This window comes from Kribbella endophytica (genome assembly GCF_054781295.1).
Genome location: NZ_BAAGUR010000004.1, coordinates 97,089 through 121,642 on the forward strand (window position 1 = coordinate 97,089; position 24,554 = coordinate 121,642).

Annotated in this window: 28 protein-coding genes; 16 read left to right on the forward strand and 12 right to left on the reverse strand. The window is 69.0% G+C overall.

Going from position 1 to position 24,554, the window contains the following annotated elements:
* Positions 1 to 2 precede the first annotated feature (2 nt).
* Genes ACYVIO_RS32305 through ACYVIO_RS32315 form a run of 3 tightly spaced genes read right to left on the reverse strand, consistent with a single transcriptional unit; the run spans position 3 to position 3,464 of the window.
* Complete coding sequence (locus ACYVIO_RS32305) at positions 3 to 1,310, reverse strand: extracellular solute-binding protein (RefSeq protein WP_460654720.1); 1,308 nt, start codon at positions 1,308 to 1,310, stop codon at positions 3 to 5.
* A gap of 11 nt (positions 1,311 to 1,321) precedes the next feature.
* On the reverse strand, positions 1,322 to 2,464 hold the full coding sequence (locus ACYVIO_RS32310; protein WP_460654721.1) for a mandelate racemase/muconate lactonizing enzyme family protein: 1,143 nt from the start codon (positions 2,462 to 2,464) through the stop codon (positions 1,322 to 1,324).
* Between the two features lie 16 nt (positions 2,465 to 2,480).
* Positions 2,481 to 3,464, reverse strand: a complete 984-nt coding sequence (locus ACYVIO_RS32315; RefSeq protein ID WP_460654722.1) for a hydroxyacid dehydrogenase — start codon at positions 3,462 to 3,464, stop codon at positions 2,481 to 2,483.
* A 93-nt stretch (positions 3,465 to 3,557) separates the two neighbouring features.
* Here ACYVIO_RS32315 and ACYVIO_RS32320 point away from each other — a divergent pair, with 93 nt between their 5' ends.
* Entirely contained in the window at positions 3,558 to 4,448 is an 891-nt protein-coding gene (locus ACYVIO_RS32320) for a LysR family transcriptional regulator (RefSeq protein ID WP_460654723.1), read from the forward strand.
* Between the two features lie 4 nt (positions 4,449 to 4,452).
* Positions 4,453 to 5,316, forward strand: a complete 864-nt coding sequence (locus tag ACYVIO_RS32325; RefSeq protein ID WP_460654724.1) for a putative protein N(5)-glutamine methyltransferase — start codon at positions 4,453 to 4,455, stop codon at positions 5,314 to 5,316.
* Here the strand turns inward: ACYVIO_RS32325 and ACYVIO_RS32330 are convergent.
* Both ACYVIO_RS32330 and ACYVIO_RS32335 read right to left on the reverse strand, forming a co-directional pair.
* Positions 5,309 to 6,190, reverse strand: coding sequence for an RNA polymerase sigma-70 factor (locus tag ACYVIO_RS32330; protein WP_460654725.1), 882 nt, complete (start codon positions 6,188 to 6,190; stop codon positions 5,309 to 5,311). The genes ACYVIO_RS32325 and ACYVIO_RS32330 overlap by 8 nt on opposite strands.
* Positions 6,187 to 6,783 carry a carboxymuconolactone decarboxylase family protein gene (locus ACYVIO_RS32335; protein ID WP_460654726.1) on the reverse strand — a complete coding sequence of 199 codons (597 nt, stop codon included), beginning with the start codon at positions 6,781 to 6,783 and terminating at the stop codon, positions 6,187 to 6,189. The genes ACYVIO_RS32330 and ACYVIO_RS32335 overlap by 4 nt, the downstream gene beginning before the upstream one ends.
* Positions 6,784 to 6,895: 112 nt before the next feature.
* Here ACYVIO_RS32335 and ACYVIO_RS32340 point away from each other — a divergent pair, with 112 nt between their 5' ends.
* Positions 6,896 to 7,363 (forward strand): GNAT family N-acetyltransferase, encoded by a 468-nt coding sequence (locus tag ACYVIO_RS32340; protein ID WP_460654727.1) that lies wholly within the window; start codon positions 6,896 to 6,898, stop codon positions 7,361 to 7,363.
* A 91-nt stretch (positions 7,364 to 7,454) separates the two neighbouring features.
* Positions 7,455 to 7,859 carry a VOC family protein gene (locus ACYVIO_RS32345; RefSeq protein ID WP_460654728.1) on the forward strand — a complete coding sequence of 135 codons (405 nt, stop codon included), beginning with the start codon at positions 7,455 to 7,457 and terminating at the stop codon, positions 7,857 to 7,859.
* Here the strand turns inward: ACYVIO_RS32345 and ACYVIO_RS32350 are convergent, their stop codons facing one another.
* Positions 7,860 to 8,894, reverse strand: a complete 1,035-nt coding sequence (locus ACYVIO_RS32350) for a helix-turn-helix domain-containing protein (protein ID WP_460654729.1) — start codon at positions 8,892 to 8,894, stop codon at positions 7,860 to 7,862.
* Between the two features lie 97 nt (positions 8,895 to 8,991).
* On the opposite strand from ACYVIO_RS32350, the gene ACYVIO_RS32355 reads away from it, so the two are divergent.
* The gene (locus ACYVIO_RS32355; protein WP_460654730.1) at positions 8,992 to 9,900 is read left to right on the forward strand and encodes an alpha/beta hydrolase; all 909 of its coding nucleotides are present in this window, start codon (positions 8,992 to 8,994) and stop codon (positions 9,898 to 9,900) included.
* A gap of 24 nt (positions 9,901 to 9,924) precedes the next feature.
* Here ACYVIO_RS32355 and ACYVIO_RS32360 read toward each other — a convergent pair whose 3' ends face one another.
* Positions 9,925 to 11,925 (reverse strand): GTP-binding protein, encoded by a 2,001-nt coding sequence (locus ACYVIO_RS32360; protein ID WP_460654731.1) that lies wholly within the window; start codon positions 11,923 to 11,925, stop codon positions 9,925 to 9,927.
* Between the two features lie 167 nt (positions 11,926 to 12,092).
* On the opposite strand from ACYVIO_RS32360, the gene ACYVIO_RS32365 reads away from it, so the two are divergent.
* The 3 genes from ACYVIO_RS32365 to ACYVIO_RS32375 all read left to right on the forward strand — a co-directional run bounded on the left by ACYVIO_RS32365 (position 12,093) and on the right by ACYVIO_RS32375 (position 13,875).
* Positions 12,093 to 12,791, forward strand: a complete 699-nt coding sequence (locus tag ACYVIO_RS32365) for a class I SAM-dependent methyltransferase (protein ID WP_460654732.1) — start codon at positions 12,093 to 12,095, stop codon at positions 12,789 to 12,791.
* Entirely contained in the window at positions 12,784 to 13,584 is an 801-nt protein-coding gene (locus tag ACYVIO_RS32370) for a phosphotransferase family protein (protein ID WP_460654733.1), read from the forward strand. The genes ACYVIO_RS32365 and ACYVIO_RS32370 overlap by 8 nt, the downstream gene beginning before the upstream one ends.
* A 63-nt stretch (positions 13,585 to 13,647) precedes the next feature.
* Entirely contained in the window at positions 13,648 to 13,875 is a 228-nt protein-coding gene (locus ACYVIO_RS32375) for a hypothetical protein (protein WP_460654734.1), read from the forward strand.
* 16 nt (positions 13,876 to 13,891) lie between these two features.
* Here the strand turns inward: ACYVIO_RS32375 and ACYVIO_RS32380 are convergent, their stop codons facing one another.
* The 4 genes from ACYVIO_RS32380 to ACYVIO_RS32395 are packed head-to-tail and all read right to left on the reverse strand — an operon-like array spanning position 13,892 to position 16,051.
* Positions 13,892 to 14,056, reverse strand: coding sequence for a hypothetical protein (locus tag ACYVIO_RS32380; protein ID WP_460654735.1), 165 nt, complete (start codon positions 14,054 to 14,056; stop codon positions 13,892 to 13,894).
* Positions 14,053 to 14,202 carry a hypothetical protein gene (locus tag ACYVIO_RS32385; RefSeq protein WP_460654736.1) on the reverse strand — a complete coding sequence of 50 codons (150 nt, stop codon included), beginning with the start codon at positions 14,200 to 14,202 and terminating at the stop codon, positions 14,053 to 14,055. Before ACYVIO_RS32385 ends, ACYVIO_RS32380 begins: the two co-directional genes overlap by 4 nt.
* 50 nt (positions 14,203 to 14,252) lie before the next feature.
* Complete coding sequence (locus ACYVIO_RS32390) at positions 14,253 to 15,209, reverse strand: tyrosine-type recombinase/integrase (protein WP_460654737.1); 957 nt, start codon at positions 15,207 to 15,209, stop codon at positions 14,253 to 14,255.
* 59 nt (positions 15,210 to 15,268) lie between these two features.
* Positions 15,269 to 16,051 (reverse strand): maleylpyruvate isomerase family mycothiol-dependent enzyme, encoded by a 783-nt coding sequence (locus ACYVIO_RS32395; protein ID WP_460654738.1) that lies wholly within the window; start codon positions 16,049 to 16,051, stop codon positions 15,269 to 15,271.
* Positions 16,052 to 16,530: 479 nt separating this feature from the next.
* On the opposite strand from ACYVIO_RS32395, the gene ACYVIO_RS32400 reads away from it, so the two are divergent.
* Together ACYVIO_RS32400 and ACYVIO_RS32405 are read left to right on the forward strand one after the other, a co-directional pair.
* Positions 16,531 to 17,358 carry a hypothetical protein gene (locus tag ACYVIO_RS32400; RefSeq protein WP_460654739.1) on the forward strand — a complete coding sequence of 276 codons (828 nt, stop codon included), beginning with the start codon at positions 16,531 to 16,533 and terminating at the stop codon, positions 17,356 to 17,358.
* Between the two features lie 37 nt (positions 17,359 to 17,395).
* Positions 17,396 to 18,313, forward strand: a complete 918-nt coding sequence (locus tag ACYVIO_RS32405; protein ID WP_460654740.1) for a phosphotransferase family protein — start codon at positions 17,396 to 17,398, stop codon at positions 18,311 to 18,313.
* Here the strand turns inward: ACYVIO_RS32405 and ACYVIO_RS32410 are convergent.
* On the reverse strand, positions 18,306 to 19,013 hold the full coding sequence (locus ACYVIO_RS32410) for a class I SAM-dependent methyltransferase (RefSeq protein WP_460654741.1): 708 nt from the start codon (positions 19,011 to 19,013) through the stop codon (positions 18,306 to 18,308). The two genes, ACYVIO_RS32405 and ACYVIO_RS32410, sit on opposite strands and share 8 nt — an antisense overlap.
* A gap of 98 nt (positions 19,014 to 19,111) precedes the next feature.
* On the opposite strand from ACYVIO_RS32410, the gene ACYVIO_RS32415 reads away from it, so the two are divergent.
* Genes ACYVIO_RS32415 through ACYVIO_RS32440 form a run of 6 tightly spaced genes read left to right on the forward strand, consistent with a single transcriptional unit; the run spans position 19,112 to position 24,549 of the window.
* A complete protein-coding gene (locus ACYVIO_RS32415; RefSeq protein ID WP_460654742.1) occupies positions 19,112 to 19,660 on the forward strand; it encodes a GNAT family N-acetyltransferase in 549 nt (182 codons plus the stop codon).
* 44 nt (positions 19,661 to 19,704) lie between these two features.
* Positions 19,705 to 20,388 carry a Type 1 glutamine amidotransferase-like domain-containing protein gene (locus tag ACYVIO_RS32420; protein ID WP_460654743.1) on the forward strand — a complete coding sequence of 228 codons (684 nt, stop codon included), beginning with the start codon at positions 19,705 to 19,707 and terminating at the stop codon, positions 20,386 to 20,388.
* A 2-nt stretch (positions 20,389 to 20,390) separates the two neighbouring features.
* Positions 20,391 to 21,554: a glycosyltransferase gene (locus ACYVIO_RS32425; RefSeq protein WP_460654744.1), complete on the forward strand. Its 1,164-nt coding sequence runs from the start codon at positions 20,391 to 20,393 to the stop codon at positions 21,552 to 21,554.
* A gap of 34 nt (positions 21,555 to 21,588) precedes the next feature.
* Positions 21,589 to 21,723 (forward strand): hypothetical protein, encoded by a 135-nt coding sequence (locus ACYVIO_RS32430; protein WP_460654745.1) that lies wholly within the window; start codon positions 21,589 to 21,591, stop codon positions 21,721 to 21,723.
* Positions 21,724 to 21,764: 41 nt separating this feature from the next.
* Positions 21,765 to 22,475 carry a VOC family protein gene (locus ACYVIO_RS32435; RefSeq protein ID WP_460654746.1) on the forward strand — a complete coding sequence of 237 codons (711 nt, stop codon included), beginning with the start codon at positions 21,765 to 21,767 and terminating at the stop codon, positions 22,473 to 22,475.
* Complete coding sequence (locus ACYVIO_RS32440) at positions 22,426 to 24,549, forward strand: GMC family oxidoreductase (protein WP_460654747.1); 2,124 nt, start codon at positions 22,426 to 22,428, stop codon at positions 24,547 to 24,549. The genes ACYVIO_RS32435 and ACYVIO_RS32440 overlap by 50 nt, the downstream gene beginning before the upstream one ends.
* Positions 24,550 to 24,554: the final 5 nt, after the last annotated feature.

The window sequence follows — 24,554 nt, forward strand, 5'->3', positions numbered from 1 at the left end:
GGTCACCCCTTCCTGGCCGAGGCCTGGCGGATGTTGTCCTGGTGCTGCTCCATCAGGACGTCGAGCCGCGGCGTGAGCCCGTCGATCGCTTCCTGGACCGAGACCTGCCCGAGGAACGTCCGCGGCAGATCCTGGCCGAGCAGCTGCTTGACCTGGTTCCAGTTCGTGGTCACGTCGAACGGGTGCCCGCCCGCGACCTTGCCGGCCAGGATGTCCTGCACGATGCCGAGGTTGTCCGGCGGCGGCTTGAACGCGCTGCCCGCCGACAGCCGGGCCGGGTTGTTGCGGCCGGCCTTGGCGTAGATGTCGAGGGCACCGGTGCTGGTCAGCGTCTTCAGCAGTCGCCACGCCAGATCCAGGTCGTCGCCCTTGACCTTGGACGGGATCGCGAAGCTCGAGCCCGAGACGCGCGGCGTACTGCCGGCCGCGCCGGCCGGGAACGGGATGATGTCCCAGTCGAACTTCGCCTTGCGCACGTTGACCACCTGCCACGGCCCGTTCTGCATGAAGGCGACGTTGCCCTCCATGAAGTTCGACAGCGAGCTCTCGGTCACCAGGTTCGCGATCGGCGGCGTGACCTGGTCCTTCACGAACAGGTCGACGACGTACTGGATCGCCTCCATGGCCTCCGGCGCGTTCAGCGCACTCTTCGTCGCGTCCTTGGTCATCACGTTCCCGCCCGCGCAGTAGATCCACGACACCAGGTCGTCGATCGACGGCGCGCAGCTGAACCCGAACTGCTCCGGCGGCTTGGTCAGTTCCTTGGCCAGCTCGCGGAACGTTGCCCAGGACATCGGCTCGGTCGGCGACGGGTTGGCGATGCCTTGCTTGTGCAGCAGCGACTTGTTCACGTACAGGACCGTCGGCGCGACGTCGAAACCGATCGCGTAGGTCTGGTCGTTGAACGTGCTGATGCTCTGGATCGGCTTGTAGAAGTCGTCCAGGTCGAAGTCCGGGTCCTGGGCGATCAGGTCGTCGAGCGGCCGGTGCGCACCACGGGCGGCGTACGTCGGGATCAGGGTGCCGTTCAGCGCGGTCACCAGGCCGGCCGTGCCGCTGACCAGTTGCAGGTCGAGCTTGGTCGGGTAACCGCTGGACGGGGTGAGGGTGGGGACGGACTCGACCTTCAGCTCGCGTTCGACGTACGCGCTGAAGTCGTCCCACACCTTGCGTTCGGCCGGACTGCTGGACCACATGGCCCAGGCCGCGGCGCCACTCGGTGGACCGGAGGAGCAGCCGGCGGCGGCGACTCCCAGTCCGGCCAGGCCGGTCAGCTTGAGCAAGCTGCGGCGGGACAGCTGTGTCTGCATCAGGGGAATCCTCAGGTGAAGAGCAGGTCGATCGACTCGGCGCGGATCCGCTCCTCGTCGACCTCGACGCCCAGGCCAGGGGCGGTGGGGACCGTCGCGACGGCCTTGGTGATCGTCAAGCCCTCGACGTACAGGTCGGACAGCAGCTCCGGCCCGTTCAGCTCGGCGGGCAGTGCCAGTTCCAGCTGGCTGAACACGTGCAGCGCGGCCGCGAAGCCGATCCCGCAGTCGGTCAGGCCGCTGGACAGGATCTCGAGACCGCCGGAGAGCGCGACCTGCGCGGTCTTCAGCGCCTGACGGAGTCCACCGGACTTGCAGATCTTCACCACGACCAGGTCGGCGGCGTCGAGCTGGATCGCCCGGGCCAGGTCCTGCGCGGTGAAGCTGCCCTCGTCGATCGCGACCGGCAGGTCGATCAGGCCGCGCAGTCGGCGCATCGCCAGGAGATCAGTGCTCGGAACGGGCTGCTCGACGCAGTGGATCGTCCGGATGTGCCGGGTGCGGTCGAGCAGCTGCTTGAGCGCGCTCGGGCGGTAGGACTGGTTCGCGTCGAGCCACAGCGGCTTGGTGCCCGCGACCTCGGCGACCGCCTCGATGATCGCGGCGTCCTGGTCGGGATCGCCCCCGATCTTCACCTTGTACGCCGCATAGTCCGACGACTGCTGGGCGTGCTCGCGCACGGTCTCCGGAGCGCCGACGCCGATCGCCGAGCAGAGCGGGATCTCGTCGTGCACCTTGCCGCCGAGCAGCGCGTGCACCGGTACGCCGGCCAGCTTGCCCGCCGCGTCGTGCATCGCGAGATCGACGGCGGCCCGCGCGAACGGGAACCCGTTCGACACCGCCGGACTCAGCCGCTTGGCCGCCTGCTGGTGGAACAGCTCGACGTCGAACGGCGTCAGCTCCAGCAGGATCGGCGTCAGGTGCCGGTTGATCACCACCGCGATCGTCTCGGCCGTCTCGTAGCTCCAAGTGGGCAGCGCTCGCTGCTCGCCCCACCCGACCACGCCGTCCTCGGTGGTCAGCTTCACGAACACGACCGCGCCGGCCTGGTCGGGCCGCTGCTCCGGGCTCCCGACCGCGCCGCTGCCGATCACGAACTGCCGGGCGAACGGCACGGCGACGGCGAAGACCTCCACCGATCTGATCCGCGACATCGGGTCTCTCCTTCCGTCAGGCCTGGATCGACCAGGACGCCGGGTCGACGTAGCTCGGGCCGCGGGTGCCGTGGTCGAGGTACTGCAGGACGTCGGCGATCACGAAACCGGCCAGCGCGAGGTGCCCCTCTTCGGTGTCGCCGGCAACGTGCGGCGTGAGCAGCAGGTTCGGTGCTTCGAGCACCTTCGGCTCCAGCGTCGGCGGCTCCGGGTCGTACACGTCGAGCGCGGCGTAGATCCGCCCGTCGAGGGCGTGCTCCAGGAGTGCCTGCTGATCGATCGCGGGACCACGCGACGAGTTCACGACGACCGCACCGTCGGGCAGCTGCTCGATCAGCTTCCGCGTCACCAGGCCCTTCGTCTCCGGTACGTCGGGCACGTGCAGGCTGACGAAGCGCGACTGCAGCGTCTCCTCGAGCTCTGCCCGCCGTACGCCGAGGTCGGCCGCGCGCTCGTCACTCAGGTACGGGTCGTAGACCACGACGTCGCAACCGAACGGCTTGAGCAACGTGATCAGCGCCCGCGCTGTCGAGCTCGCGCCGAGGATGCCGACCTTCGCGCCGGCCAGCTCGTGCCCGCGGTACGCCGTCTGCTTCCAGCCGCCGCTCCTGATCGCGCTGTCGAAGCGGGGGAGTCGGCGCGCGAGCGTGAGCATCGAGGCGAGGCAGTACTCGCCGACCGACCACGCGATCCGGCTGCCGGCGGTGAAGACCGCGACGCCCTGGTCGAAGATCACCGGGTCGACGAGCTTCTTCACCGAACCGGCCGCGTGCGCGACCGCCTTCGGGCCGGCGCCGTCCGCCCAGATCGACTTGTCCAGGTGCGGCGTACCCCAGCTGGTCAGTACGGCGTCGGCGTCACGGGCCAGCGCGATCACCGTCTCCGGGCTCGTGTCCGGTGCCCACGTCACCTCGAACCGCTGCTCGATCAGCTCCCGGGTCTGCGGGTCGATCACGTCCTCGGCACGTTCCGGCGTCATCACCACGGCCAGCTTGGTCACTTCGGCTCCTCACCTGTCGACTTGATCCGAAGGTAAGGGCTTTCCGTTATGCTCGTCCAAGCCCGATTCCGCATCGATCGATACCGAGGGTGCATGGATCTGTCACTGCAGCAACTCCGCGGCTTCGTCGCGGTCGCCGAGGAGCAGCACTTCGGCCGCGCCGCGCAGAAGCTGAACATGACCCAGCCGCCACTGACCCGGCAGATCCAGGCCCTGGAGCGCTCTCTGGGCGTGAACCTGTTCGACCGGACCGGCAGGGGAGTGCGGCTCACCGCGGCCGGCGGTGTGTTTCTCGAGCACAGCCACCGGGTGCTGGCGCTGCTGGAGGTCGCGCCCGAGGCGACTCGGCGGGCGGCCGAGGGGCAGACCGGGACGCTGCGGCTCGCGTTCACGGCGATCGGCGCGTACGCCGTGCTGGCTGACTTCCTGGCGATGGTGAACCGGCGGATCCCGGCCGTGAGCGTCGAGCTGACGGAGCTGGTGAGCCCGGACCAGTACGAGGCGCTGGCGAACCTGGAGATCGACATCGGCCTGGTCCGGCCGCCGATCCCGGACGGGTTCGAGTCGCTGCTCGTGCACACCGAGGACCTCGTGCTCGCCGTACCGGCCGATCACAAGCTCGCAAGCGGGTCGTCGGCCGTGTCGCTGGCGGACGTCACCGACGAGTACATCGGCTACAGCCCCGAGGGATCGCGCTACCTGCACGACATCTGCGCGGCGATGATCGGGATGAACCGGTACGCCGTCAGCCAGCTCGCGTCCCAGGTGCCGACGATGCTCGCGCTCGTCCGCGCCGGGCTGGGGTGTGCGCTGGTCCCACGTTCGATCATGGCGATGGGCGTCGAAGGCGTCCGCTACCGCGAACTCGACGCGGCCGACGCCCACTCGGTCACCCTGCACGCCTGCTGGAGCCCAGACAGCCCGAACCCGGCCTTGCAACGTCTGGCAGAGTCACTCCGACGCCACCCACAACTGGAGGAGTAGCCCGTTGCCCACCCCGCAAGTCCCGTCCACCCCGCAAGTCCCGTCCACCCCGCAAGTCCCGGCCACCCCGCAAGTCCCGGCCACCGGCGCGACCTCCCAAGTACCCGCCACCGACGCGAGTCCGGTGATTGCAGCGCTCCGTGCTGGCGGCTGCGTGTTCGCCGAGGAGGAAGCCGACCTCATCCTCTCCACCGCAACTGATCCTGCCGAGGTCGAGCGCATGGTCGCCGAGCGTGTCTCCGGCCTGCCGCTCGAACAGGTCGTCGGCTGGGCGTCCTTCCGCGGTGTGCGCGTGCTGATCGACCCCGACGTCTTCGTCCCACGCCGCCGTACCGAGCACCTCGTCGACGAGGCGATCGCGCGATGCAAAGCGGACGCCGTCGTGGTCGACCTGTGCTGCGGATCCGGCGCTCTCGGCCTCGCTGTTCTAGCCGCCAAACCAAGCGTGAGCCTGTACGCCGCCGACCTCCACCCCGCCGCCGTACAGAACGCCCGCCGCAACCTCCCCACAGCCCAAGTGTTCGAAGGCGACCTCTACAACGCCCTCCCCACCGACCTCCGCGGACGCGTCGACATCCTCCTCGCCAACGTCCCCTACGTACCGACCAACGACGTGCAGTTCCTCCCCACCGAGGCCCGCGAGCACGAACCCCGCCTAACCCTCGACGGCGGCCCCGACGGCCTCAGCCTCCTCCGCCGAGTCGCCGCCGAAGCCTCAGAATGGCTCGCCCCCGGCGGCTACCTCTTCACCGAAGCCAGCGCCGACCAAGCTCCCCTCGCGGCAGAAATCCTCGCCGACGCCGGCCTCAAGACCACGATCAGCACCGACGAAGACGACTTCGGCACCACCGTCATCGGCACTACCTGACCAACTCAGCCGCCTCGTCCAGACGAGTGAGCTTGTGCGGATTGGCGATCGCGAAGATCTGGGTGATCCTCCCGTCCACCACCTCGACACTCACCACCGCACTGCGCCGATCCCCGGTCTCGATCCGGAACGCTGGAGCACCGTTCAGCGACAGCGGCGCCGTCGAGATCGCGCTCACCTCGGACACCCGCGCCAGCAACTTCGCCACCACCTCCGCGCCGTGGATCGGCACCCGCGCGGCCGGTACGACGCCGCCGCCGTCGGTGACGAGAACGACGTCCGGCGCCATCACCTCCATCAGCTTCAGCAGTTCGCCGGTCCGCAGCGCCCGCTGAAACCGCTCCACGACGGTCTGCTGCTCGTCCCGGCTCACCGGCACCCGAGGCCGCTTCGCCGCGACGTGCTCGCGCGCCCGCTTCGCGATCTGCCGTACGGCGGGCGCCGACTTCCCGGTCGCCTCCGCGATCTCGCCGTACGAGAGATCGAAGACCTCCCGCAGGACGAAGACCGCCCGCTCGGTCGGCCCAAGCGTCTCCAGCACGGTCAGCATCGCGATCGACACGCTCTCGGCAAGCTCGAGATCGTCGGCGACGTCGGGGCTGGTCAGGAGCGGTTCAGGCAGCCACTCGCCGATGTAGTCCTCGCGGCGGCGAGAGAGTGTCCGCAGTCGGTTGAGCGCTTGCCGGCTGACCGTGCGGACGAGGTAGGCCCGCGGTTCGCTGACCTGTGACTGGTCGACCTCGGACCACCGCAGCCACGACTCCTGCAGCACGTCCTCGGCATCGGCTGCCGAGCCCAGCAGCTCGTACGCCACGGTGAACAGGAGGTTCCGGTGAACGACGAACGGATCGTCCTCAGCCGGAGTCTCGGTCATGCGGCCGATCCCGCCGACACGACGGCACTGTCAGCCGCCGCCGCGGGGCGCGCGGCCAGTGGGATCTCGCAAGCTTCTGAGTAGCCCTGGGAGGTGATGCCCAGGGCGGTGTTGCCGCGGCTCGACAGGTTGGCGAAGCCGATCACGCTGGTGAGCTCGACCAGCGCGGCGGGACCGAGCTCGGCGAGCAGCCGTGCGACCAACTCGTCGGTGACGGTCGGCGGTGTCATCGTCATCGCCTCGGCGTACTCCAGCACGTCCCGTTCCAGCGGCGTGAACACGTCCGACTCCCGCCAGCGCGGCACCTGACTTGCCTTCGCCAGATCGAGTTCCTGGTTGAGCGCCTGGAAGTAGCTGACGTCGAGGCACCAGCTGCAGCCGATCAGCGACGCCACTGCCATGTGCGCGAACGACTTCAGACTCTCGTCAGCGATCGACCAGCCGGCCACCATCTGCCCCCACCCGAACGTGTCCTCCGCGACCTGCGGATTGTGCGACATCACCTCCAGCGGCTCGGGCAGCGTGCCGAACTGCTCCGTCATGGTCTCGACCACCTCGGCCGGAAGCTCGGCCTTGGAAACGCGCAGTGCCATGGTGTTCTCCTCGTACGATTGCGTTGTCGGCATCAAGACACCGACCGGCCCGAAGGCGTGACACCCCGTACGCCGTACGCTCGCCTCCTCACCGTCCGAGGAGGCCGCACCGATGAGCGAAGTGACTGTCCGGACAGCGATCGCGGGGGACCTCGACGGCGTCGTCGCGTCCTGCAGCGCGCTGTTCGCCGAGGACGCGGGAACGCGCGATCCACTCCGGAACAAGAACTGGCCCGCGACGTACGGCGAAGAGTGGGCGAGCGGCCTGCTCGCCGACCCCGAGTCTTTGGTGCTCGTGGCAACAACCGACAGCGTGGTCGGCCATCTGATCGGCAAGTTCATGCCCGCCTCAGAGATGTGGACCGCACCGCGCGCCGAGCTGGTCAGCATGTACGTCCGCCCCGAAGCGCGCGGCGGGGGACTGGCCGGAAAGCTGATCGACGCCTTCGTCGCCTGGGCAGGCGAGCGGGGCGCCGCCCGGCTCGAGGTCAGCGCGTACGCCGCCAACGAAACCGCGGTCCACGTCTACGAGAAGCACGGCTTCCAGCAACACTCGGTGCTACTGACCCGCTCCGAGTAGGCCGCGCCGGATTCTGTCCAGCGGTTCTCGCCGACGCCCACCGATTGAGAGTCGGCGGGAACTGTCCGTCGGCGTTGGTAGCGTCAGGGCAATGGACGGACTGACTCTTCAGGTCACCTCGGTGACCATCATGGCGCCCGACCCGCGGGCGCTGGCGGAGTTCTACGCGCGGCTGCTCGGGCGACCGGTGACGACCAGCGAGGGACCGCGCGAAGGACACCCGGCGGCCGACGGCTGGGCGCAGATCCGCGCGGCCGAAGGCACCGGCGAGGTGACACTGAACTTCGAGTACGAGGAGCAGTGGCGACGCCCCCGCTGGCCGGCCGAGGCCGGCGCGCAGAACGCCAGCCAGCATCTCGACATCGCGGTCGACGACCTGGACAAGGCCACGCAGCATGCCGTTGCCCAGGGCGCCGTTGTCGCGCAGTTCCAGCCGCAGGACTCGGTCCGCGTCCTGCTCGACCCGGCCGGCCACCCGTTCTGCCTGTTCGTCTGATCACTCGTCGAGCAGCCGCCAGGTGGTGAGCGCGAGCTTCGCGCGTGTCAGCCCGTTCGGCTCGGTCAGTTCGATCCCGAGCGTCCTGCCGATCTGTTCGAGGCGGCGCGCGACGCTGCTGTGGTGCAGATGCAGGAGGTCGGCGGCCCGGCGCAGGGAGCCGGTGTCGCAGTAGGCGTCGAGGGTCTTCAGATCCTCACGCGTGCGAGCCACCCGAGCGATCGCGGCGACATCGACGTTGTCCAGGGCAACGGCCTTCGGTACCTCGGCGAGCAGCGCCAGGGCGCCCAGGTCGGCGTAGTGGACGACCGGCTGGTGCGCGGTGGTGAACCTCAACGCCGTACGGGCCTCCTGCCATGAGCGTGCCGGGCTCTCCGCGGCACCGAGGCCCGCACGGACACCGGCCGGGAACAGCGCCGGATCGAGTGTCGTGGCCAAGATGACGCCCGCGTCGGCGAGCTGCGCGGCCTTCACCAACCGGCCCGGGCAGACCAGGCCGCCGACCTGGTCCAGCGGAACCGGCGCCCGTACGGCGGCCACGCGCAGCGGCAGCTCCGGGACGAACCCCAGCAGCCGCAACGCCCGGGCCCGGGCCCCGTCGTCGCTGTCGGAGCTGATCACCAGCTCGACCAGCGCGGGGTCGGCCATCGTCGTACTGGCCGGGCCGTAGCGCTCGACGACCGCCGCGGCCGAGATCGCGAAGCGGTCCAGCAGCACCTCGTCGAGCGGGGTCGGAGCCTCGGCACGCTCCAGCCAGACGGTGCCGATCTCCTCCTCGTCGAGCGTGATCAGCGTCTCGGTCGACCGCACCTGCGCCGGATCGGGCGCCGGCCTGCCGTCGGGTGCCATCCGGACCGCTCGGCCGGTGCCGCGCAACCGGAACCCGGCGACGCACTCGGCCAGACCGGCGGAGGCTCGGGCCAGCGCCGGCAGATCCACCCGGCGCCGGATCAACGTGTCGTAGAACATCACGACGCGCAGCGCACCCTCGACCTCGGTGTCCAGGTGCGACAACCGCTGGATCAATGCCTCCATCTCAGCAGGATAGACGCGCCGAGTGGCGCGGAACCGGCCTCAACCGCGCGACAGCTGTCGGGTGATCCGGGCGGCGGGATCGCCCAGGATGGTCCGCATGGACCCTGAACTCGAAGCGTTCCTCACCCTCTTCCCACCGAACGACCTGGCCGAGCCGGTGGTCGCCCGCGAGAACCTGGCCAGGCTGTCGGCCTCGGTGCCGTCGGCCGACACGTCGGAGATGACAGTCGAGGACCGCCTGGTCCCCGCCGCCTCGCCCGCCGATCCGGATGTGCCGGTGCGGATCTACTCGCCGCGTGGCGCGCGGGGTGCCGTCATCTGGCTGCACGGCGGCGGCTGGGTGATGGGCACCGTCGACACCGAGGACCCGTGGGCCTCCCGGATGGCCGCCGGCTCCGGTGCCGTGGTGATCTCGGTGGGCTACCGCCTCGCACCAGAGAACCCGTTCCCGGCCGCGTTCGACGACGCGTACGCCGTACTGAACTGGACGGCCGAGCACGCCGCCGAGCTGGGCATCGACCCAGGACGGATCGCCGTCGGCGGCCACAGCGCCGGCGCCGGGATCGCGGCCGGGGTCGCGCTCCGGGCCCGCGACGAGCAGGGGCCGGCGATCCGGTTCCAGCTGCTCAACCAGCCGAGCCTCGACGACCGGCAGGAGACCTGGTCGGCCCGGAACTTCACCGACACCCCGTGGTTCAACCGCGCCAGGTGCACCTCGGCCTGGGGCCACTACCTGGGCGGCGCCACCGCGACGCCGTACGCCGCACCTGCGCGAGCCACCGAGCTGTCCGGCCTGCCACCGGCGTACATCGCCTCGGCCGAGTTCTGCCCGAACCGCGACGAGGACCTCACCTACGCAGTGCGCCTGCTGCAGTCGGGGGTCTCCGTCGAGGTTCACCAGTGGCCCGGGACGTTCCACGGATCGCACGCGATCCTTTCCGCCGAGGTGTCGCAGCGGCAGATCGCCGAGCTCGGCGACGTCGTCCGCCGCGCACTGGGCGGCTGAGCTCGATGACCGCCGTGCCCCGGACTAGACGCGTCGGAGTACGTGGAGCAGGTACTCCCTTCGATTCAGCGGGTCGTGATCGGTGCGCTCCCTGCGCGGGACCGCACCGGTCACCGGCTGGTACCTCTCGAACGCCGACTCCAGCACTCCTTCGCCGCGGGTGAGCGCGGGAAGCTGCTGCTCCAACTGGTAGACCGCGGCCGCCGGGATCTCGCCCTCCAGCACCGACGTACCGGTGTCGAGCGCCGGAACCCGTGGGATCGCGCGCAGCTTGGCGAGCACGCCCAGCACCCCACGGACGGTGTCGGTCGGGATCTCCAGCTGGAACCGATGCATCGGCTCGTGCACCGTCGTACCGGCTTGGCGTAGTGCGGTCGTCAGGACGAGCGGCGTCAGTAACCGGAAGTCCCCGGCCGTGCTCGACATGCTCTTGTCGAACACGGCGTGCGCGTGGCTCTGCCGCGCCGAGTAGCCCGAGTGCGTCATCACGACCCGCGCGTCCGGGATCTCCCAGCCGCACAGTCCCTGCTGCAGCGTCTCGCGGACCGTCTCCTCCACGGCCTTGATGAACGCGTACGGCATCGACCCGAGCTCGACCTCCAGCGCGAACGAGACGCCCGCACCGGTTGGCGCCGGCTCGACGCGCAGACCGATGGTCGCCAGGAACGGGTTCGGGTCGACCTTGTTGAACTCGACCGCTGCACCCGGGCCGTCGATCCGCTCGATGTGGATCGTGGTGGTCTCGCGGAAGCTGACGTCCAGGCCGTACTCCGTGGCGAGAGTGGTCTGGATGACCTCCTTCTGCACCTCGCCGTACAGCGACACACTCGTTTCTTGGCGTACGTCGTCCTGCCGGAGGTTGATCAAGGGATCCTGCTCGGCGAGCTGGGAGAGCGCGCTCTGCAGGTTCCCGCGATCGGAGGTTTTGGCCGGCAGCACGACGGTCTCCAGCGTCGGGGGAGCGAAGAACGCGCTCTCCCGACGCTTCTCGCAACCATCCAGAGGGCTGGTGGTGATCTCGTCGCCGATGCGGACCTCGCTGAGACCCCAGAGCTTGCCGATCTGCCCGGCCGCGACGCTCGCGCGGGTGGCCGTCGTACCGGCGTCGAAGACGCTGATCGCCGTCACCTTCGCCTCCTGATCACCGCGGAACCGCAGCCGGTCCCGCGTGCGCAGCTCACCGCTGAACATCCGCACGTACGCGACCTTCTCGCCCGCCGGACCGCGCTCGACCTTGAACACTGACCCCGTCACCGGCGCTTCCTTGTCGCCGACCGGTGCCGGCAGCAGCTCCCGGATCCCCGCGATCAACGGCTCGGTCCCGGCGCCCGTGATCGCCGACCCGAAGTACACCGGATGCACCAGAGCACGCCGAGTCTGCTCGGCCAGGCCGGCACGAAGCGCCTCGTCGGAGAGCGCGTTCTCGTCCTCGACGTACGTCGCCAGCAAGCGATCGTCGTGCTCGGCGAGCAGATCCACCAGGCTCAACGCGAACCCCGCATTGCCCGGCCCGTACGGCGTGAAGCCCGCACGCGCCGTACCGAGTTCATCGGTCGTGCCCATCGCGACGACGTCCGGCGAGAGCTTCGCCGCCAGATCCTCCAGCAGCGAGTCGTACCGCGCACCCGCCCGGTCGATCTTGTTGACGAAGATCAGCGTCGGGATCCGCAGCCGCTGCAGCGTCCGCATCAGGATCCGCGTCTGCGCCTGCACGCCCTCGACCGCCGACACCACCAGCACGGCGCCGTCGAGCACGCCGAGCACCCGTTCCACCTCGGCGATGAAGTCCGGGTGACCGGGAGTGTCGATCAGGTTCACGGTCACGTCGCCGAGCGCGAACGAGACCACGGCCGACTTGATCGTGATCCCGCGCTGCCGCTCGAGCGCGAGCGAGTCGGTCTGGGTACTGCCGTCGTCGACGCTACCGACCGCGTCGATGACCCCGGCGGCGTACAGCAGCCGCTCGGTCAGGCTGGTCTTACCGGCGTCTACATGCGCCAGAATTCCCAAGTTCAGTGTTTTCACGCAGCTTCATGTCCCTTGTGCAGGTGGGGAGGCAGAACGAGGTGGACATGAAACGAGGTCGCATCTCTCGGCGCTCCTTCTCTGCGGGACAGGTCGTCCTGAGTACAGCAAACCTGTGCTCGGGCGGGCAACAGGTTTTGTCGGCGCTCGCCGCTACGGTTCCCGCCATGGACGCCAAGACCGACGAGCTGAGATCCGCCCACGACGCACTGGCCGACTGGTACGCCGAAACACTCGACGGCGCGCTCGAGCGGATGCCGATCGAGCGATCGGTGCTGGACCTCTTCAGTGAGCTGACCGTGTCTTCGGGAATCCGCTCGAAGAGACCCGGCTCGGACCACGCTCGCGGCGGTGATCCGACCGCCGTGGTCGGGGACATCGGCTGCGGGACCGGCCGCCTTGCGCCGTACCTGGCTTCACGTGGACTGACACCCCACGGCGTCGACCTGTCGCCGCGCATGATCGAGCTCGCCCGGCGCGACTACCCGGACTTCACCTTCGAGGTCGGCGACCTCCGGAAACTCCCGTTCGAGGACGCGTCGCTGGCGGGCGTCGTCTGCTGGTTCTCGCTGATCTTCCTCGCGCCGGCCGACCGGGACCCCGCCTTCGCCGAGCTCGCGCGCGTGGTCCGACCGGGCGGATATTTCGTGACAGGTTTCAAGCCCGGCGACGGTAAAGTCCGCCGCGGCGGCCGCGCCGCCGGCCTCGGTGTCGAGTACGACGGCTACTGGCTCCCCGCCGACGAGATGGAAGCGCGGGTCACCGCCGCCGGCTTCACCACGGTCTACCGCGGCGTACGGCCGGCAGACGAGGACGACCCGCACACGTACGTCTACCTACTCGCCCGGAGGCGCCCACTTGATTGACCTGCAACCACACGTCGGAGCCGTCGAGTCCCTCGAGCCCGTCCAGGGCTTCTTCGGCAACGAGACCTTCCGGGTCCGCACGGTCGCGGGGGAGACGTACTACTACAAGTCCGGCCCAGGCATGCCCGCCGAGGCGAAAGCCTGCGCCCTCGCCACCACCGCCGGCGTCCCCGCCCCACAAGTAGTTGCCAGCACCCCGCAGTACTTGATCCAGCGCGCAGTCCCCGGCGCACCCATCGAGCCCTCCAACACCGCCGTGCTCACGAGCCTCGGCCACGCCCTCGCCAAACTCCACCAGGTCCAAGGCAACGGCTTCGGCCTCCTCAGCGCCCCGCTTCTCCCGACCTGGAAAGCCTGGTTGACCAACCAGGTCACTTCCCTGCAAACCCTCGTCGACGCCGGCCTGCTCCCCGAGACCCACCGCGCCCGTCTGGCAGACCTGGTCGCCAACATCGTCCTGGAGCCCAAGCACCCCGCCCTCCTCCACGGCGACCTCCACCCCCGCCACGTCTACGCCGCCAACGACACCCTCACCGCCATCATCGACTGGGGCGACGCCTTGTACGGCGACCCCCTCTTCGACCTCGCCCGCTTCTCCATCGCCGGCCCCGCTCCGACAACCGCCGTACTAACCGCCTACGGCGTTGCTCTGACCCCCGACGTCGACCGAACCTTCGCCCTCTACCGAGCCCTCTGGTCAGCCATCGTCTGCCAAGCAGAACTAGAAGCCGGCGGCGACTGGTTCCAGGCCCACCTCGACCGCATCACCGACGACCTCCACCGCCTCAGCTGAAGGGCAGTCGCTCCGCGGCGTGCTGGAACGACAGGGAGACCTCCGCCGTTCTCACCTCAGGAGGTGGTCGCGATCAACGGAATCTGGATGCTGTTCGCTGCCCTGGCGATCGTTGGCGCGTTCCTCGCACTGCTCGCGTGGGCAGCCGCACGAGCGCGCCGGCACGGGATCAGCGGCTCGATGATGGGCCCCTTCGACGAGATGTGGCGCCCGACCGCGGCCGAGTCCCACCTCGAGATCCAGGTCCAGAACGAGCGCAAGAAGCCACTCCCGTCACCCGAGGACCTCTGACCACCGCCAGGACGGTTCAGCTGACCAACGTCCCGACCCGCTCCCCACGACAGATCGCCGTCGCAGCCCCCGGCGCGTCGATGTCGAACACGTGCAGCGGCAACCGATGATCCCGCGCCAGGATGAACGCCGACTGATCCATCACCCGCAACTCCCGATCGATCACCTCCTGGTAGCTCAACCGACCACCACAGCAACCTGTACGCCGGTCGCATGCGCCGCCAGCACCTCGGTTGCCAGATACGTCAACCGGTCGCTGCTGAACCCGAACTCGGCCTCTCCGGCGATGGCCGCTCCGGACAGCTTGATCAGCAGGCGGTTGTACACGTCGTCTCCCTCGTTCGCGGTCCGTGGTCGCCCTGCATTCTGCCTGCTGTTTACGGGTCGAGGACCTTGTCGAGGGTTTGGTAGGTGCGGTTGCTGGCGGTGGCGGCTCGGCGTTCTCGGCCGGTGGCTTCGATGTAGTTCTGGCTGGTGGCCAGGCTGGCGTGGCCCAGGAGGGCCATGATTTCGGAGGCGGTGGCGCCGTCTTCGGCCAGGCGGGTGGCGAAGGTGTGGCGGAGGGCGTGGAGGTTGGCGCCTACGGGGACTCGGTCGTGGAGGCCGGCCCAGCGGTAGCAGGACTTGACCAGGTACTCCAGGCCGCCCCGACCGATGGGGTCGCCGGTGCGGTCGAGCAGGAGCTTGGTGTTGCGGGTGATGCGGCGGCTCGGGAAGCGGCGTTCGCAGGAGCCGGCGTACGCCTCGATGATGCGTTCCATGATCGGCTCGACCGGGATCGAACGGTCGCGGCTGCCCTTGCCGTGGACGTGCAGGCGCATCTCACCCGGTCGGCCGGCGAGCGAGTCCGTCGTCAGCGTGCGCATCTCGGCCGAGCGGAGTCCGGCGACCAGGCCGAGAGCGATCACCAGCAGGTCGCGCTCCGGCCACGGGTCCCGCGCTCGGCGGTCGCCGTCGGCGGCGGACTTCAGCAGCCTATCGGGAGTGTCCTCACCGCGCAGCGGCTTGGGGGACAGGGGAGGGGTCTTCGGTCGCGCCACCGCGCCCATCGGATTGCCCGCGAGCAGGCCGTCGGACACGCAGAAGGTGAGGAACTGGTTCCACGTCGACCACGCGCGCAGCACCGAGCTCTTCGCGTGGTCGTCGGCGAACGCTCCGAACGCCGTACGCAGTGCAGGTGCCGTCAGCTCGTCGACCTCGAGGTTTTCAGGGTCGTCGGTCAGCAGCGCTGTGATGCCGGCCAGGTCGCGACGGTACGCGTCGGTCGTGTGGGGCGAGTCCTTGCGCGGCCGCCGCGCGGCGAAGAACGCGGCCTGAGCTTCGAGCACCTTCATGGCACCCATTCCTACCGGGCACCACCGACAGTTCTTCCAGCCGTTGCCCAGAGCAACTATTACTCGATCTCGGTGGTCCAGTTCATCTGCTCGATCCAGTGCTCGAACAGCGCCCGATCGCCGTGGATCTCCAGCGTGGGAGTCTCCTCCAGCGGACGCCGCCGGCTCAGCACGAGCATCAGGTCGGTCGCCGGGCCGCGGACGGCGACATCGGCCTTCTCGTGGCCGTGTTCCAGCACGACCTTGTCCGGCTCAAGCCGCGCGACCCACTCGCCAGGCGCGTCGGTCGCGTGGAGGTGCAGCGTCTGACCGGTCCCACTCATCGCCTTGGCATAGCGCGACTTGCTGGCCCAGTACGTCGGGGAGGTCATCGTGGCCAGCCAGTCCTCGATCGCCTCCACCGCATGCTCCGGCGGCAGTTCGTACGACGCGCCGACCGTCGCGGCCGCATCCGCCCGGTGCACGCAGGCTTCACCGAACAATCGACGCGCCCAGTACGGACCACCCGCGACACCGCCGTTCGGATCCCACACGGGGACGTCGTCGCCGGCCGCGTCGTACGCCCGCTTGGCCTCGGCCGCCGTGCCGTTCAGCCACGCACCCCACTGACTCGAGTCGGACGGCGCCGGCACGTAGGCGGCGAACGCCGCGCTCGGGTCGGTCAGCTGTTCGGCGACGAGCATCGTCACCATCCGGTGCGTCCCGCCGACGTGGTCGACGAGGTCGGCCAGCGTCCACTCCGGACAGGTCGGCACGGGCGTTGTCGCGTCCTTGCCGTCCACCCAGTCGGCGAACGTGCCCGTCTGGGCGACGACGGCGTTCAGGTATGCGGACGTGTCCATCGCGGTTCCTCCGAATGCTGCGGCGATTTCTGCTCAACGTACTTCATGCGGGCGGCCAGGCCGTGGGAATCAGGGTAGGGGAGGAGGGCCTTGACAAAGGGCGCCAACGCTCTCGCACGTCGACCAGCAAAGGCGTAGGTCGCGCGGGCGAAGAACCACGGACTCCGCGAGAACGAAGGGCGCCGGTGCAGCCGACGAAGATCTCGGCAGCAGAACTCGCACGCATTCACACAGTTGCTTCCAGCAACTACATTTGCTGCATAATGGTGATTATGCATGACAGAACGCGGTCGGAAGGGGTGGGTTCCACCCCCTGGGGGACCGTCTGAAAATACGAGGCGCTCTCCGGTCCAGCTGTGACAGGATCGCTCGTATGTACAGTTTCTTCCGACTGGGCTAGCTCTCCGCCGGCCAGTTCGAGGCATGCCGCCCGCGGCTAGCGAGGCGGGATTCGGTCATTCGACGCCAAAGAATCCATCGTGAGCGAACCACCAAAACTCGCCGACGACCTGTTTCTGATCGGCGCCAGCGTCAACGATCCAGGGCACACAAAGGCCGCCCTGAATGCGCTGACCAAACAACTCCGGAGGCAGCTCATCGTCCCGTTGCCGCACTGCGAACCGTTCGCCGTCAGCGCGTCGTACGTCGGGAAACGCACCTACAACCGGTACGACGTCGAAGACCTCGTAGGCGCTGTCATCGCCGGACAAACCGGTTCGCGTTATCACTCACGCCGTACGAGCACGCCACCAGAACGCCGGATCGACTGGCGGGTCGTCCTCGACGGCGATTCGGTCCACGTCGGCGTCCGGCCTTTCCCAGCGCCGCTCCACAGACGCCGCTGGCGACAGCACACCGTCCCAGGCAGCCTGCATCCACCAGTCGCCGCTGCTATGGCCCACATGGCCGGCATCGAACCGGGCCAAGTTGTCCTGGATCCATTCTGCGGCGCCGGGACGATTCTCATCGAAGCGCAGCAGCTCGAACCGAGCGCTCAGTACGTCGGTATCGACCATGCCGAGGCTTCTCAGAGAAACGCCCAGAGCATCCAGTGGCAACTCGGCGATGCCCAGTGCCCGCAGATCGCCGCTGACAGAATCCTCACGAATCCGCCGTGGGACGTCCGGCTGACCATCGGCGACCTGACGCCATACCTGAACAACTGGCAGGACGCCGACTCGGTCGTCGCCATCGTCAACCAGCATCAGGTCGCAACACTCACGAACCATCCGGCCTGGAACACCCGAACAGTGCACAATCTGAGCCTGGCAGGCCTCCATCCGAGCATCGTCGTATTGCGCCGATAATGGACATTATGTCAACTAGTAGACTGGAGCAGGCGCTGTGACCCTCTCCCACCTCGGCACCCCGACCGGTCCGATGGTCCGCGTGCACGGCGGCTACGCCAACCGGATGTACCGGCTCGACACCGACCTGGGCTCGTTCGCGGTCAAAGAACTGAATCTCGCCGACCGTCGCTGGACTTACCACGTCGAAAGCGTGTTCGAGTTCGAGCAAGCCGCCTTCGCCGCCGGGATCCCGATGCCCGAGCCGATCTCGTACGACGACCACACGCTCGTCCACCGCTGGGTCGACGCAGACAACGTGCCCGAAGAGCCGGTGTCGCCGGCGTACGCGTTCGAGGTCGGCGAGATCCTCGCGCGCCTCCACGCGCTCGATGTCGCCTGGCCCCACGGATCCACCGACGAGCCGCCGGCACAGGACTGGCCCGAGCTCGCCAAGAAGTCGGCCGGACAACCGTGGGCCGAGGAACTCGCCTCGAACGCCAAGACGTTCCTCGAGATCGCCCACTTCGTCGACACCTGCGAACGCCCCGGTCCCGTCGTACTGACCCACAAAGACATCCAGCCGTGGAACCTGCTCGCTCGCAACGGCCGGCCGGTCGTGCTCGACTGGGAACTGTCGGGGCTGCTCGACCTGTCCGGTGAGCTTGGTTCGACCGCGCTGAGTCTGGCAAAGGGATCTGGCTTCGACCACGTCGAGCCCGCGATCTTCCACCAGGTTCTCGACGGGTACGTCGCCGGCGGCGGAACGCTTCCGCCGCCGGGTCCCAGCTGGTTCGTCTACCTGATCGGCGGCTGGCTGGGCCACACGCGGTGGAACATCCTCCGCTGCCTCGCCGACACCGAGTCGAGCACCGGCCCCGAGCTCGAGCTGTCGCACGAGGCGGTGCGCAACGGCGTACGAGGTCTCCCCGAGCTGTTCGCTCGGCTTCCGGACCTCGAAACGCTGCTCAGCTGACCGGCTTCGCCTCCAGCACGAAGAAGAGGAAGCACAGGAACGACGTCCGCTCCCCCAGGTCCGGCGGCAAAAGCTCGCGCGGTACGTCGGGCGAGAACGGCGGCTCGCTGATCGTCGAGATCGCGAAGCCGGCTTGGCTGAACGCGTCGGACATCGCGTGCAGCGGCCGGTGGTAGAAGGTCAGCGACGCGGCGTGGCCGTCGAAGGTGTACTCCTCCGTGTACGGCGAAGTCACGAAGTAGTCGTCCTGCGGGTAGACCACTTCGCGGATGATCGGGTGGTTCACCGAGAGGATCAGCCGGCCACCCGGCTTCAGCACCCGGTGCAGCTCGGCCAGCGGTCCCGACCAGTCCTCGAGGTAGTGCAGCACCAGCGAGGCCACGACGTCGTCGAACTCCCCCGTGCCGAACGGCAACGGCTCGGCGAGGTCGGCCTGCACCACCTTGGTGTCCGGGCCGAGCCGCTCCTGCGCCAGGGCGACCATCCCCTGGCTCGAGTCGAAGGCGGTGATCCGTGCGCCTCGTTCGCGCAGCGCGGCCGACAGCGCACCGGCGGCACACCCGGCGTCCAGAATGTTGCGTCCGGCAACGTCCCCGGCGAGTTGGACCATCGCGGGTCGGTCGTAGTACGCGTTGAACAGACTGGTCTCGTTCTCCCGCGCGTAGCTCTCGGCGAACGTGTCGTAGTGGTCAGCTTTCACGGCGATCCCCCAGCGTCAGAGTTTGCCGTGCACCTTAGAACACCCAGAGGTCGCGAAAGCCCGTTGCGGCTGGTCCGGTCAGGTGTTTGGGTTGGCCCATGGCACTCCCCTCCCCCACGCTGCACACCGATCGGCTTCGCCTGCGTCCCTTCGACGACAACGACGCGGACGATCTCTTCGCGCTGCACAGCGATGCCTCGGTCCTGCAGTACTGGGACTCACCGCCGTGGGCCGAACCCGCGCGCGCCGAGCGGTTCATCGCCGCGTGCCGGCAGTTGGAGGTCGACGGCACCGGGGCGCGGCTGGCGGTCGAGCGGCTCTCCGACGGCGCGTTCATCGGCTGGTGCAAGGTGAGCGAGTTCAATCCGGACCTCCGCAGCGCGTCGATGGGGTACGTCTACACCGAGGAGTCCTGGGGACACGGGTACGCGACGGAGGCCGGCGGCGCCTTGCTCGGGTGGGCGTTCGACAACCTGGACCTGAACCGCGTCCAGGCGGAGGCCGACACCCGCAACCGCGGGTCCGGCCGGGTGCTGGAGAAGCTCGGGTTCGTGCTCGAGGGGACGCTGCGCGAGGACTGCATCGTGAACGGCGTCGTCTCCGACTCGTGGGTGTACGGGCTGCTCCGACGCGAGTGGAAGGGCTGACCGTGAGAGGCTGCGAACTCGACCAGTCAGTCTGAGGAGCCGGCATGAAACTTCTTCTCACGTCGTCGGGGATCACCAACCCGAGCATCTCCGACGCACTCGTCGAGCTGCTCGGCAAGCCGATCGCGGAGTCGAGCGCGCTGTTCGTACCGACCGGGGTCTATCCGTTCGCAGGCGGCGCCGGGAGCGCGTGGAACGCGATGACCGGGAGCAGGGCCAACCGCGTGGTCGACCTCGGGTGGAAGTCGATGGGCGTCCTGGAACTCACCGCCCTGCCGACCATCCGGGAGGAGAACTGGGTGCCGATGGTCCGCGAGGCCGATGCCCTGCTCGTCTGGGGCGGCGACGTGCTCTACCTGACGTACTGGCTGCGTCAGTCGGGGCTGGCCGATCTCCTGCCGTCGCTGGATTGTGTGTACGTCGGGGTGAGTGCGGGCGCGATCGCGCTGACGCCGTACAACTGTGATGCGGAGTTCGACCTGCAGTTCGTGCCGGACGGGCACGAGATGGCGCTGGCGGCCGAGAAGTCGCTGGGGCTGGTGGACTTCACGCTGTACCCGCACCTGAACCACCCGGACATGGAGGACACCACCTTGGCGAACATCGAGAAGTGGGCGTCCGGGATCCCCGCGCCGACGTACGCGATCGACGACGACACGGCGATCAAGGTGGTCGATGGTGTGGTCGAGGTCGTGTCCGAAGGTCAGTGGAAGCTGTTCAACGGCTGACGATGCGCGCACTCTTCTCCTTCACGGGCGGCAACGGTCACGCCCTTCCGCTCCTGCCGATCGCTCGGGCGCTCGCCGTCCGCGGGCACGAGGTGCTGTTCACGTGTCAGCCGGCGATGCTGGACACGGTTCGTGCAGCTGGATTCGCCGCGGTCGACAGTGGCGGTACGACGCTGAGTTCGGCGTCGTACCGCGGTCCGTTGGTCGCGACGGATCGTGGCGCCGAGAGCAGGGTGATTCGAGACGGTTTTGCGGGGCGGGTCGCTCGGGAGCGGGCGCCGAGGATCGTGAGCGTCGGTGCTGAGTTCGGGCCCGACGTCGTGGTGCATGACGAGGTCGACTTCGGCGCTGGTGTGGCCGCGCAGCGGCTGGGTGTCCCGCATGCGTCGGTGACTGTGCTGGCCGCGGGCGGGATGATCGCGCCGGGGCTGGTGGACGAACCGCTCGACGCGCTGCGCGCTGAGCTCGGTCTGGCGCCGGGGGCCGATGACCTGCTCACCATTGCGCCGGTGATGCCGTCGTTCCGTGGGGTGCCGTTGCCGGCGGGGGCGCTCTGCATCCGGCCCGACGTACTCGAAGACCGCGAACTGCCGGACGAGCCTGCTCTCGACGCGTGGCTCGCTGATCGCGCTGGGCGGCCGCTGGTCTACTTCACGCTGGGCACGGTGTTCCATCAGGAGTCGGGCGATCTGTTCACTCGGGTGCTGGCGGGTCTGGAGAGCCTGGACGCGAACGTGGTCGTGACAGTCGGCCGCGAGGTCGATCCGGCCGAGCTGGGTGAGCGAGCCGACAACGTGCTGGTCGAGCGGTTCGTGCCGCAGCGTGCGCTGCTCCCCCGGGCCGCCGCGGTGGTGTCGCACGCTGGTTCGGGGACGGTGGTGTCCGCGCTCGCTTGCGGCGTTCCGCTCGTGCTGCTGCCGATGGGCGCCGACCAGCCGTGGAACGCGGATCGTTGTGAGGCGCTCGGCGTCGGCCGGGCGCTGGATCCGCTGACGGTCTCCCCCGCCGAAGCTGCCGCAGCAGTCGACGACGTGCTGACGGTGCCGTCCTATCGGTCAGCGGCGCAGGCGTTGCAAGCCGAAGCCGAGTCCCTGCCGCCGGCCGACGCCGCCGCAGACGCACTCGAGCAGCTCACCAAACTGGGACTGAGGGGCGGCTCGAGCTGATGCGGGCGGCCGGGTCGGTTCCTGTAGTCGGGTGATGGGAAAAACGATCATGTACGCCGCGGTGTCGGCTCACGGTTATGTCGGGCTGCCGGACGGTGGGAGCGGGCCGTCGCTGGTCGCTCAAGGCTCCGGGGTGACGCACCTGCTGTACGACGTACCGCGGAACTAATCGCGTTGCGGGTGGGTTCGTGGGCGGCCTAGCGTGGCGGGATGACGACTCGGCTGCGGGCGCTGTGCATCGACGCGAACGATCCTGAGCTGCTCGCGCGATTCTGGGCTGGGGTGCTGCGGCTGGAGGTCGCCGACGATCCGAGTGGCGGCAAGGTGCTGCTGCCGTCGGACGAACTGGGGTTCCCGCTGCGCTTCCTCCCGGTCCCCAACGAGAAGTGGGGACCGAACCAGATGCACTTCGACCTGACCAGCGCGACGGAAGCGGAGCAGCAGGCGACGGTGGCTCGCGCGCTCGAGCTCGGCGCGACGTACCACGATGTCGGCCCGGAGTTCGACGAGCCGCACGTTGTGCTCGACGATCCCGAGGGCAACGAGTTCTGCGTGATCGAGGCGACCAACAACTTCCTGGCGAACACGGCGGCCATCGGCGCGCTGTCGAGCGACGGGTCGCAGGCGGTCGGCTACTTCTGGAGCAAGGCGCTGGACTGGCCGCTGGTCTGGGACCAGGACGAGGAGACCGCGATCCAGTCGCCGCAGGGCGGCTCGAAGATCTCGTGGGGTGGTCCTCCGGTCAACGAGAAGCTCGGCCGGAACCGGCTGCACCTGGACCTCGCTCCCCCGGCCGGCCTGAGCTTCGTCGACGCGGCCGCTCAGCTGATCGCCCTCGGAGCCACTCCGCGCGGCGACGTGGAGGGCGGATATGCGCTCACCGATCCCGACGGCAACGAGTTCCGGGTCGTGGCCGGCTGACGCTCCGATGAACCCCGTCCTGCTGGAAGCAGCGGTCGACACGATCATCCCCGCCGACGACTTCCCTTCCGGGGTCGCCGCGGGTGGCCTGCGGTACCTCGATCGGCTGCTGGCCGAGCGACCTGACTGGGCTTCGCCTGTGCAGGCTGCGCTGGACGCGATCGAGGCCGCCGCGCTCGCGCTCTTTCAGGCGCCGTTCGAGCAGCTCTCCGGTGCGCAGCGGGTCGAGGTGCTCGACACCCTGGCCGGCGACGCGTCGTACGAGTGGTTCGCCAAGGTCGTCAACGCGGGCTTCTACGCGGATCCGGGCAACGGCGGCAACGACGCCGCGGTGTCGTGGTCGATGATCGGCTGGCGGCCGTGGGCGGGTGAGCGGCCTGAGGTCGAGCAGCCGGTCGCGCGCAACGTCGTCGACCCCGGGACGGTGGCCATCCGGTACGACGCGATCGTCGTCGGCTCGGGAGCCGGTGGTGGTGTCGCCGCCGCCGGGCTCGCCGCCGCGGATCGCAACGTGCTGGTGATCGAGGCGGGCGGTTGGCCGGACACGGATGCACTCGCGACGGATCACCTGCGCAGTGCTCGCGCTCCGATCGATCTCGACCCGGTGACCGGTCCGCCCGCGGGTTCGCCGCGGGTTGTGGAGCTCGGCGGGCAGCGGTCGGTTCAGCGGCCGGGTGATCCCGCGTGGAACGGCAACGCGACGACGGCCGGAGGCGGGACGCGCGTGTACGGCGCGCAGGCGTGGCGGTTCGCGCCGGACGACTTCCGGATGGCGAGCAGATACGGCGTACCGGACGGCAGTGCGCTGGCCGATTGGCCGTTCGGGTACGACGAGTTGGAGCCGTACTACGCACGGGCCGAGTGGGAGATCGGCGTCAGCGGTGACGACCACGACGGCAGCTTCGCCGGGCCTCGGTCGCGTCCGTACCCGATGAAGCCGTTGCCGGCCGGGATCGCTGCCGACCGGCTCGCAAATGGCGCTCGCCGGATGGGCATGTCGACGCTGGCCGTGCCGTTGCTGGTGAACTCCACGGCGTACCAAGGTCGGCCGGCGTGTACGCAGTGCGCGATGTGCATCGCGTTCGCGTGCCAGGTGGACGCCAAGAACGGCAGCCACAACACCGTGCTGCAGCGGGCCTTCGCGACCGGTCGCTGCTCGATCATGCTGCACGCGACGGTGGAGCGGTTGCTGGTCGACTCGACCGGCCGCGTCACCGGCGTCGCGGTGGTCGGCGAGCGTGACGGGGTCGTGTGGCGCTGTGAGATCGCCGCTTCCGAGGTGGTCCTGGCGGCGGGGGCGATCGAGACGGCGCGGTTGCTGCTGAACAGCACGTCTTCGCGGGAGCCGGACGGGATCGGCAACAACGCGGATCAGGTCGGCCGGCATCTGCAGGGACATCGGTACGGCGGAGCGCTCGGGATCTTCGGGGACGTGGTCGAGGAGCTGATCGGTCCGGGCGCTTCGATCGCGACCGCGGACTACCGGTTCGGCAACGAGGGGGTGGTGGGTGGCGGGATCATCGCGAACGAGTTCGTGCCGACGCCGTCCAACACGTACGGCTATCTGACCGCGGCTGGGTTGATCCCGCTGCACGGCGCCGCGGCGAAGGCCGGGATGCGCGACCTGCCGGGGCGGATGGTGCGACTGGCGGGTCCGATCCAGGAGATGACGAGCCGCGAGTCACGGGTGACTGTCGATCGGACGATGCGGGATCGGTTCGGCGTACCGGTGGTGAAGCTCGCGGGTGGGGCGCACGCGGAGGACCTGCGAGCCTGGGACTTCCTGACCGCACGAGCGGCCGACTGGCTACGGGCGGCCGGCGCGGAGATCGTCGTACCGGGAGCGCGGGGTGATCGTCATGGGCCGAGCGGTGGACAGCATCAGGCGGGCACCTGCCGCATCGGCGACGATCCGGCGACCTCGGTCACCGATCCGTGGGGGCGGGTGTGGGGCCACGACAACCTGCGCATCTGCGACGCGTCCCTCCACGTGACCAACGGGGGCGTGAATCCAGTCCTCACGGTGTACGCGAACGCCTACCGCATCACCGACCACCTGACGAGCGGCAACTGACCGAG

Coding starts and splice junctions, on each gene's coding strand:
- ACYVIO_RS32305 (WP_460654720.1), bottom strand. CDS start 1,310: ATGCAGACACAGCTGTCCCGCCGCAGCTTGCTCAAGCTGACCGGCCTG.
- ACYVIO_RS32310 (WP_460654721.1), bottom strand. CDS start 2,464: ATGTCGCGGATCAGATCGGTGGAGGTCTTCGCCGTCGCCGTGCCGTTC.
- ACYVIO_RS32320 (WP_460654723.1), top strand. CDS start 3,558: ATGGATCTGTCACTGCAGCAACTCCGCGGCTTCGTCGCGGTCGCCGAG.
- ACYVIO_RS32330 (WP_460654725.1), bottom strand. CDS start 6,190: ATGACCGAGACTCCGGCTGAGGACGATCCGTTCGTCGTTCACCGGAAC.
- ACYVIO_RS32335 (WP_460654726.1), bottom strand. CDS start 6,783: ATGGCACTGCGCGTTTCCAAGGCCGAGCTTCCGGCCGAGGTGGTCGAG.
- ACYVIO_RS32340 (WP_460654727.1), top strand. CDS start 6,896: ATGAGCGAAGTGACTGTCCGGACAGCGATCGCGGGGGACCTCGACGGC.
- ACYVIO_RS32345 (WP_460654728.1), top strand. CDS start 7,455: ATGGACGGACTGACTCTTCAGGTCACCTCGGTGACCATCATGGCGCCC.
- ACYVIO_RS32350 (WP_460654729.1), bottom strand. CDS start 8,894: ATGGAGGCATTGATCCAGCGGTTGTCGCACCTGGACACCGAGGTCGAG.
- ACYVIO_RS32355 (WP_460654730.1), top strand. CDS start 8,992: ATGGACCCTGAACTCGAAGCGTTCCTCACCCTCTTCCCACCGAACGAC.
- ACYVIO_RS32365 (WP_460654732.1), top strand. CDS start 12,093: ATGGACGCCAAGACCGACGAGCTGAGATCCGCCCACGACGCACTGGCC.
- ACYVIO_RS32390 (WP_460654737.1), bottom strand. CDS start 15,209: ATGAAGGTGCTCGAAGCTCAGGCCGCGTTCTTCGCCGCGCGGCGGCCG.
- ACYVIO_RS32395 (WP_460654738.1), bottom strand. CDS start 16,051: ATGGACACGTCCGCATACCTGAACGCCGTCGTCGCCCAGACGGGCACG.
- ACYVIO_RS32415 (WP_460654742.1), top strand. CDS start 19,112: ATGGCACTCCCCTCCCCCACGCTGCACACCGATCGGCTTCGCCTGCGT.
- ACYVIO_RS32420 (WP_460654743.1), top strand. CDS start 19,705: ATGAAACTTCTTCTCACGTCGTCGGGGATCACCAACCCGAGCATCTCC.
- ACYVIO_RS32425 (WP_460654744.1), top strand. CDS start 20,391: ATGCGCGCACTCTTCTCCTTCACGGGCGGCAACGGTCACGCCCTTCCG.
- ACYVIO_RS32430 (WP_460654745.1), top strand. CDS start 21,589: ATGGGAAAAACGATCATGTACGCCGCGGTGTCGGCTCACGGTTATGTC.
- ACYVIO_RS32435 (WP_460654746.1), top strand. CDS start 21,765: ATGACGACTCGGCTGCGGGCGCTGTGCATCGACGCGAACGATCCTGAG.
- ACYVIO_RS32440 (WP_460654747.1), top strand. CDS start 22,426: ATGCGCTCACCGATCCCGACGGCAACGAGTTCCGGGTCGTGGCCGGCT.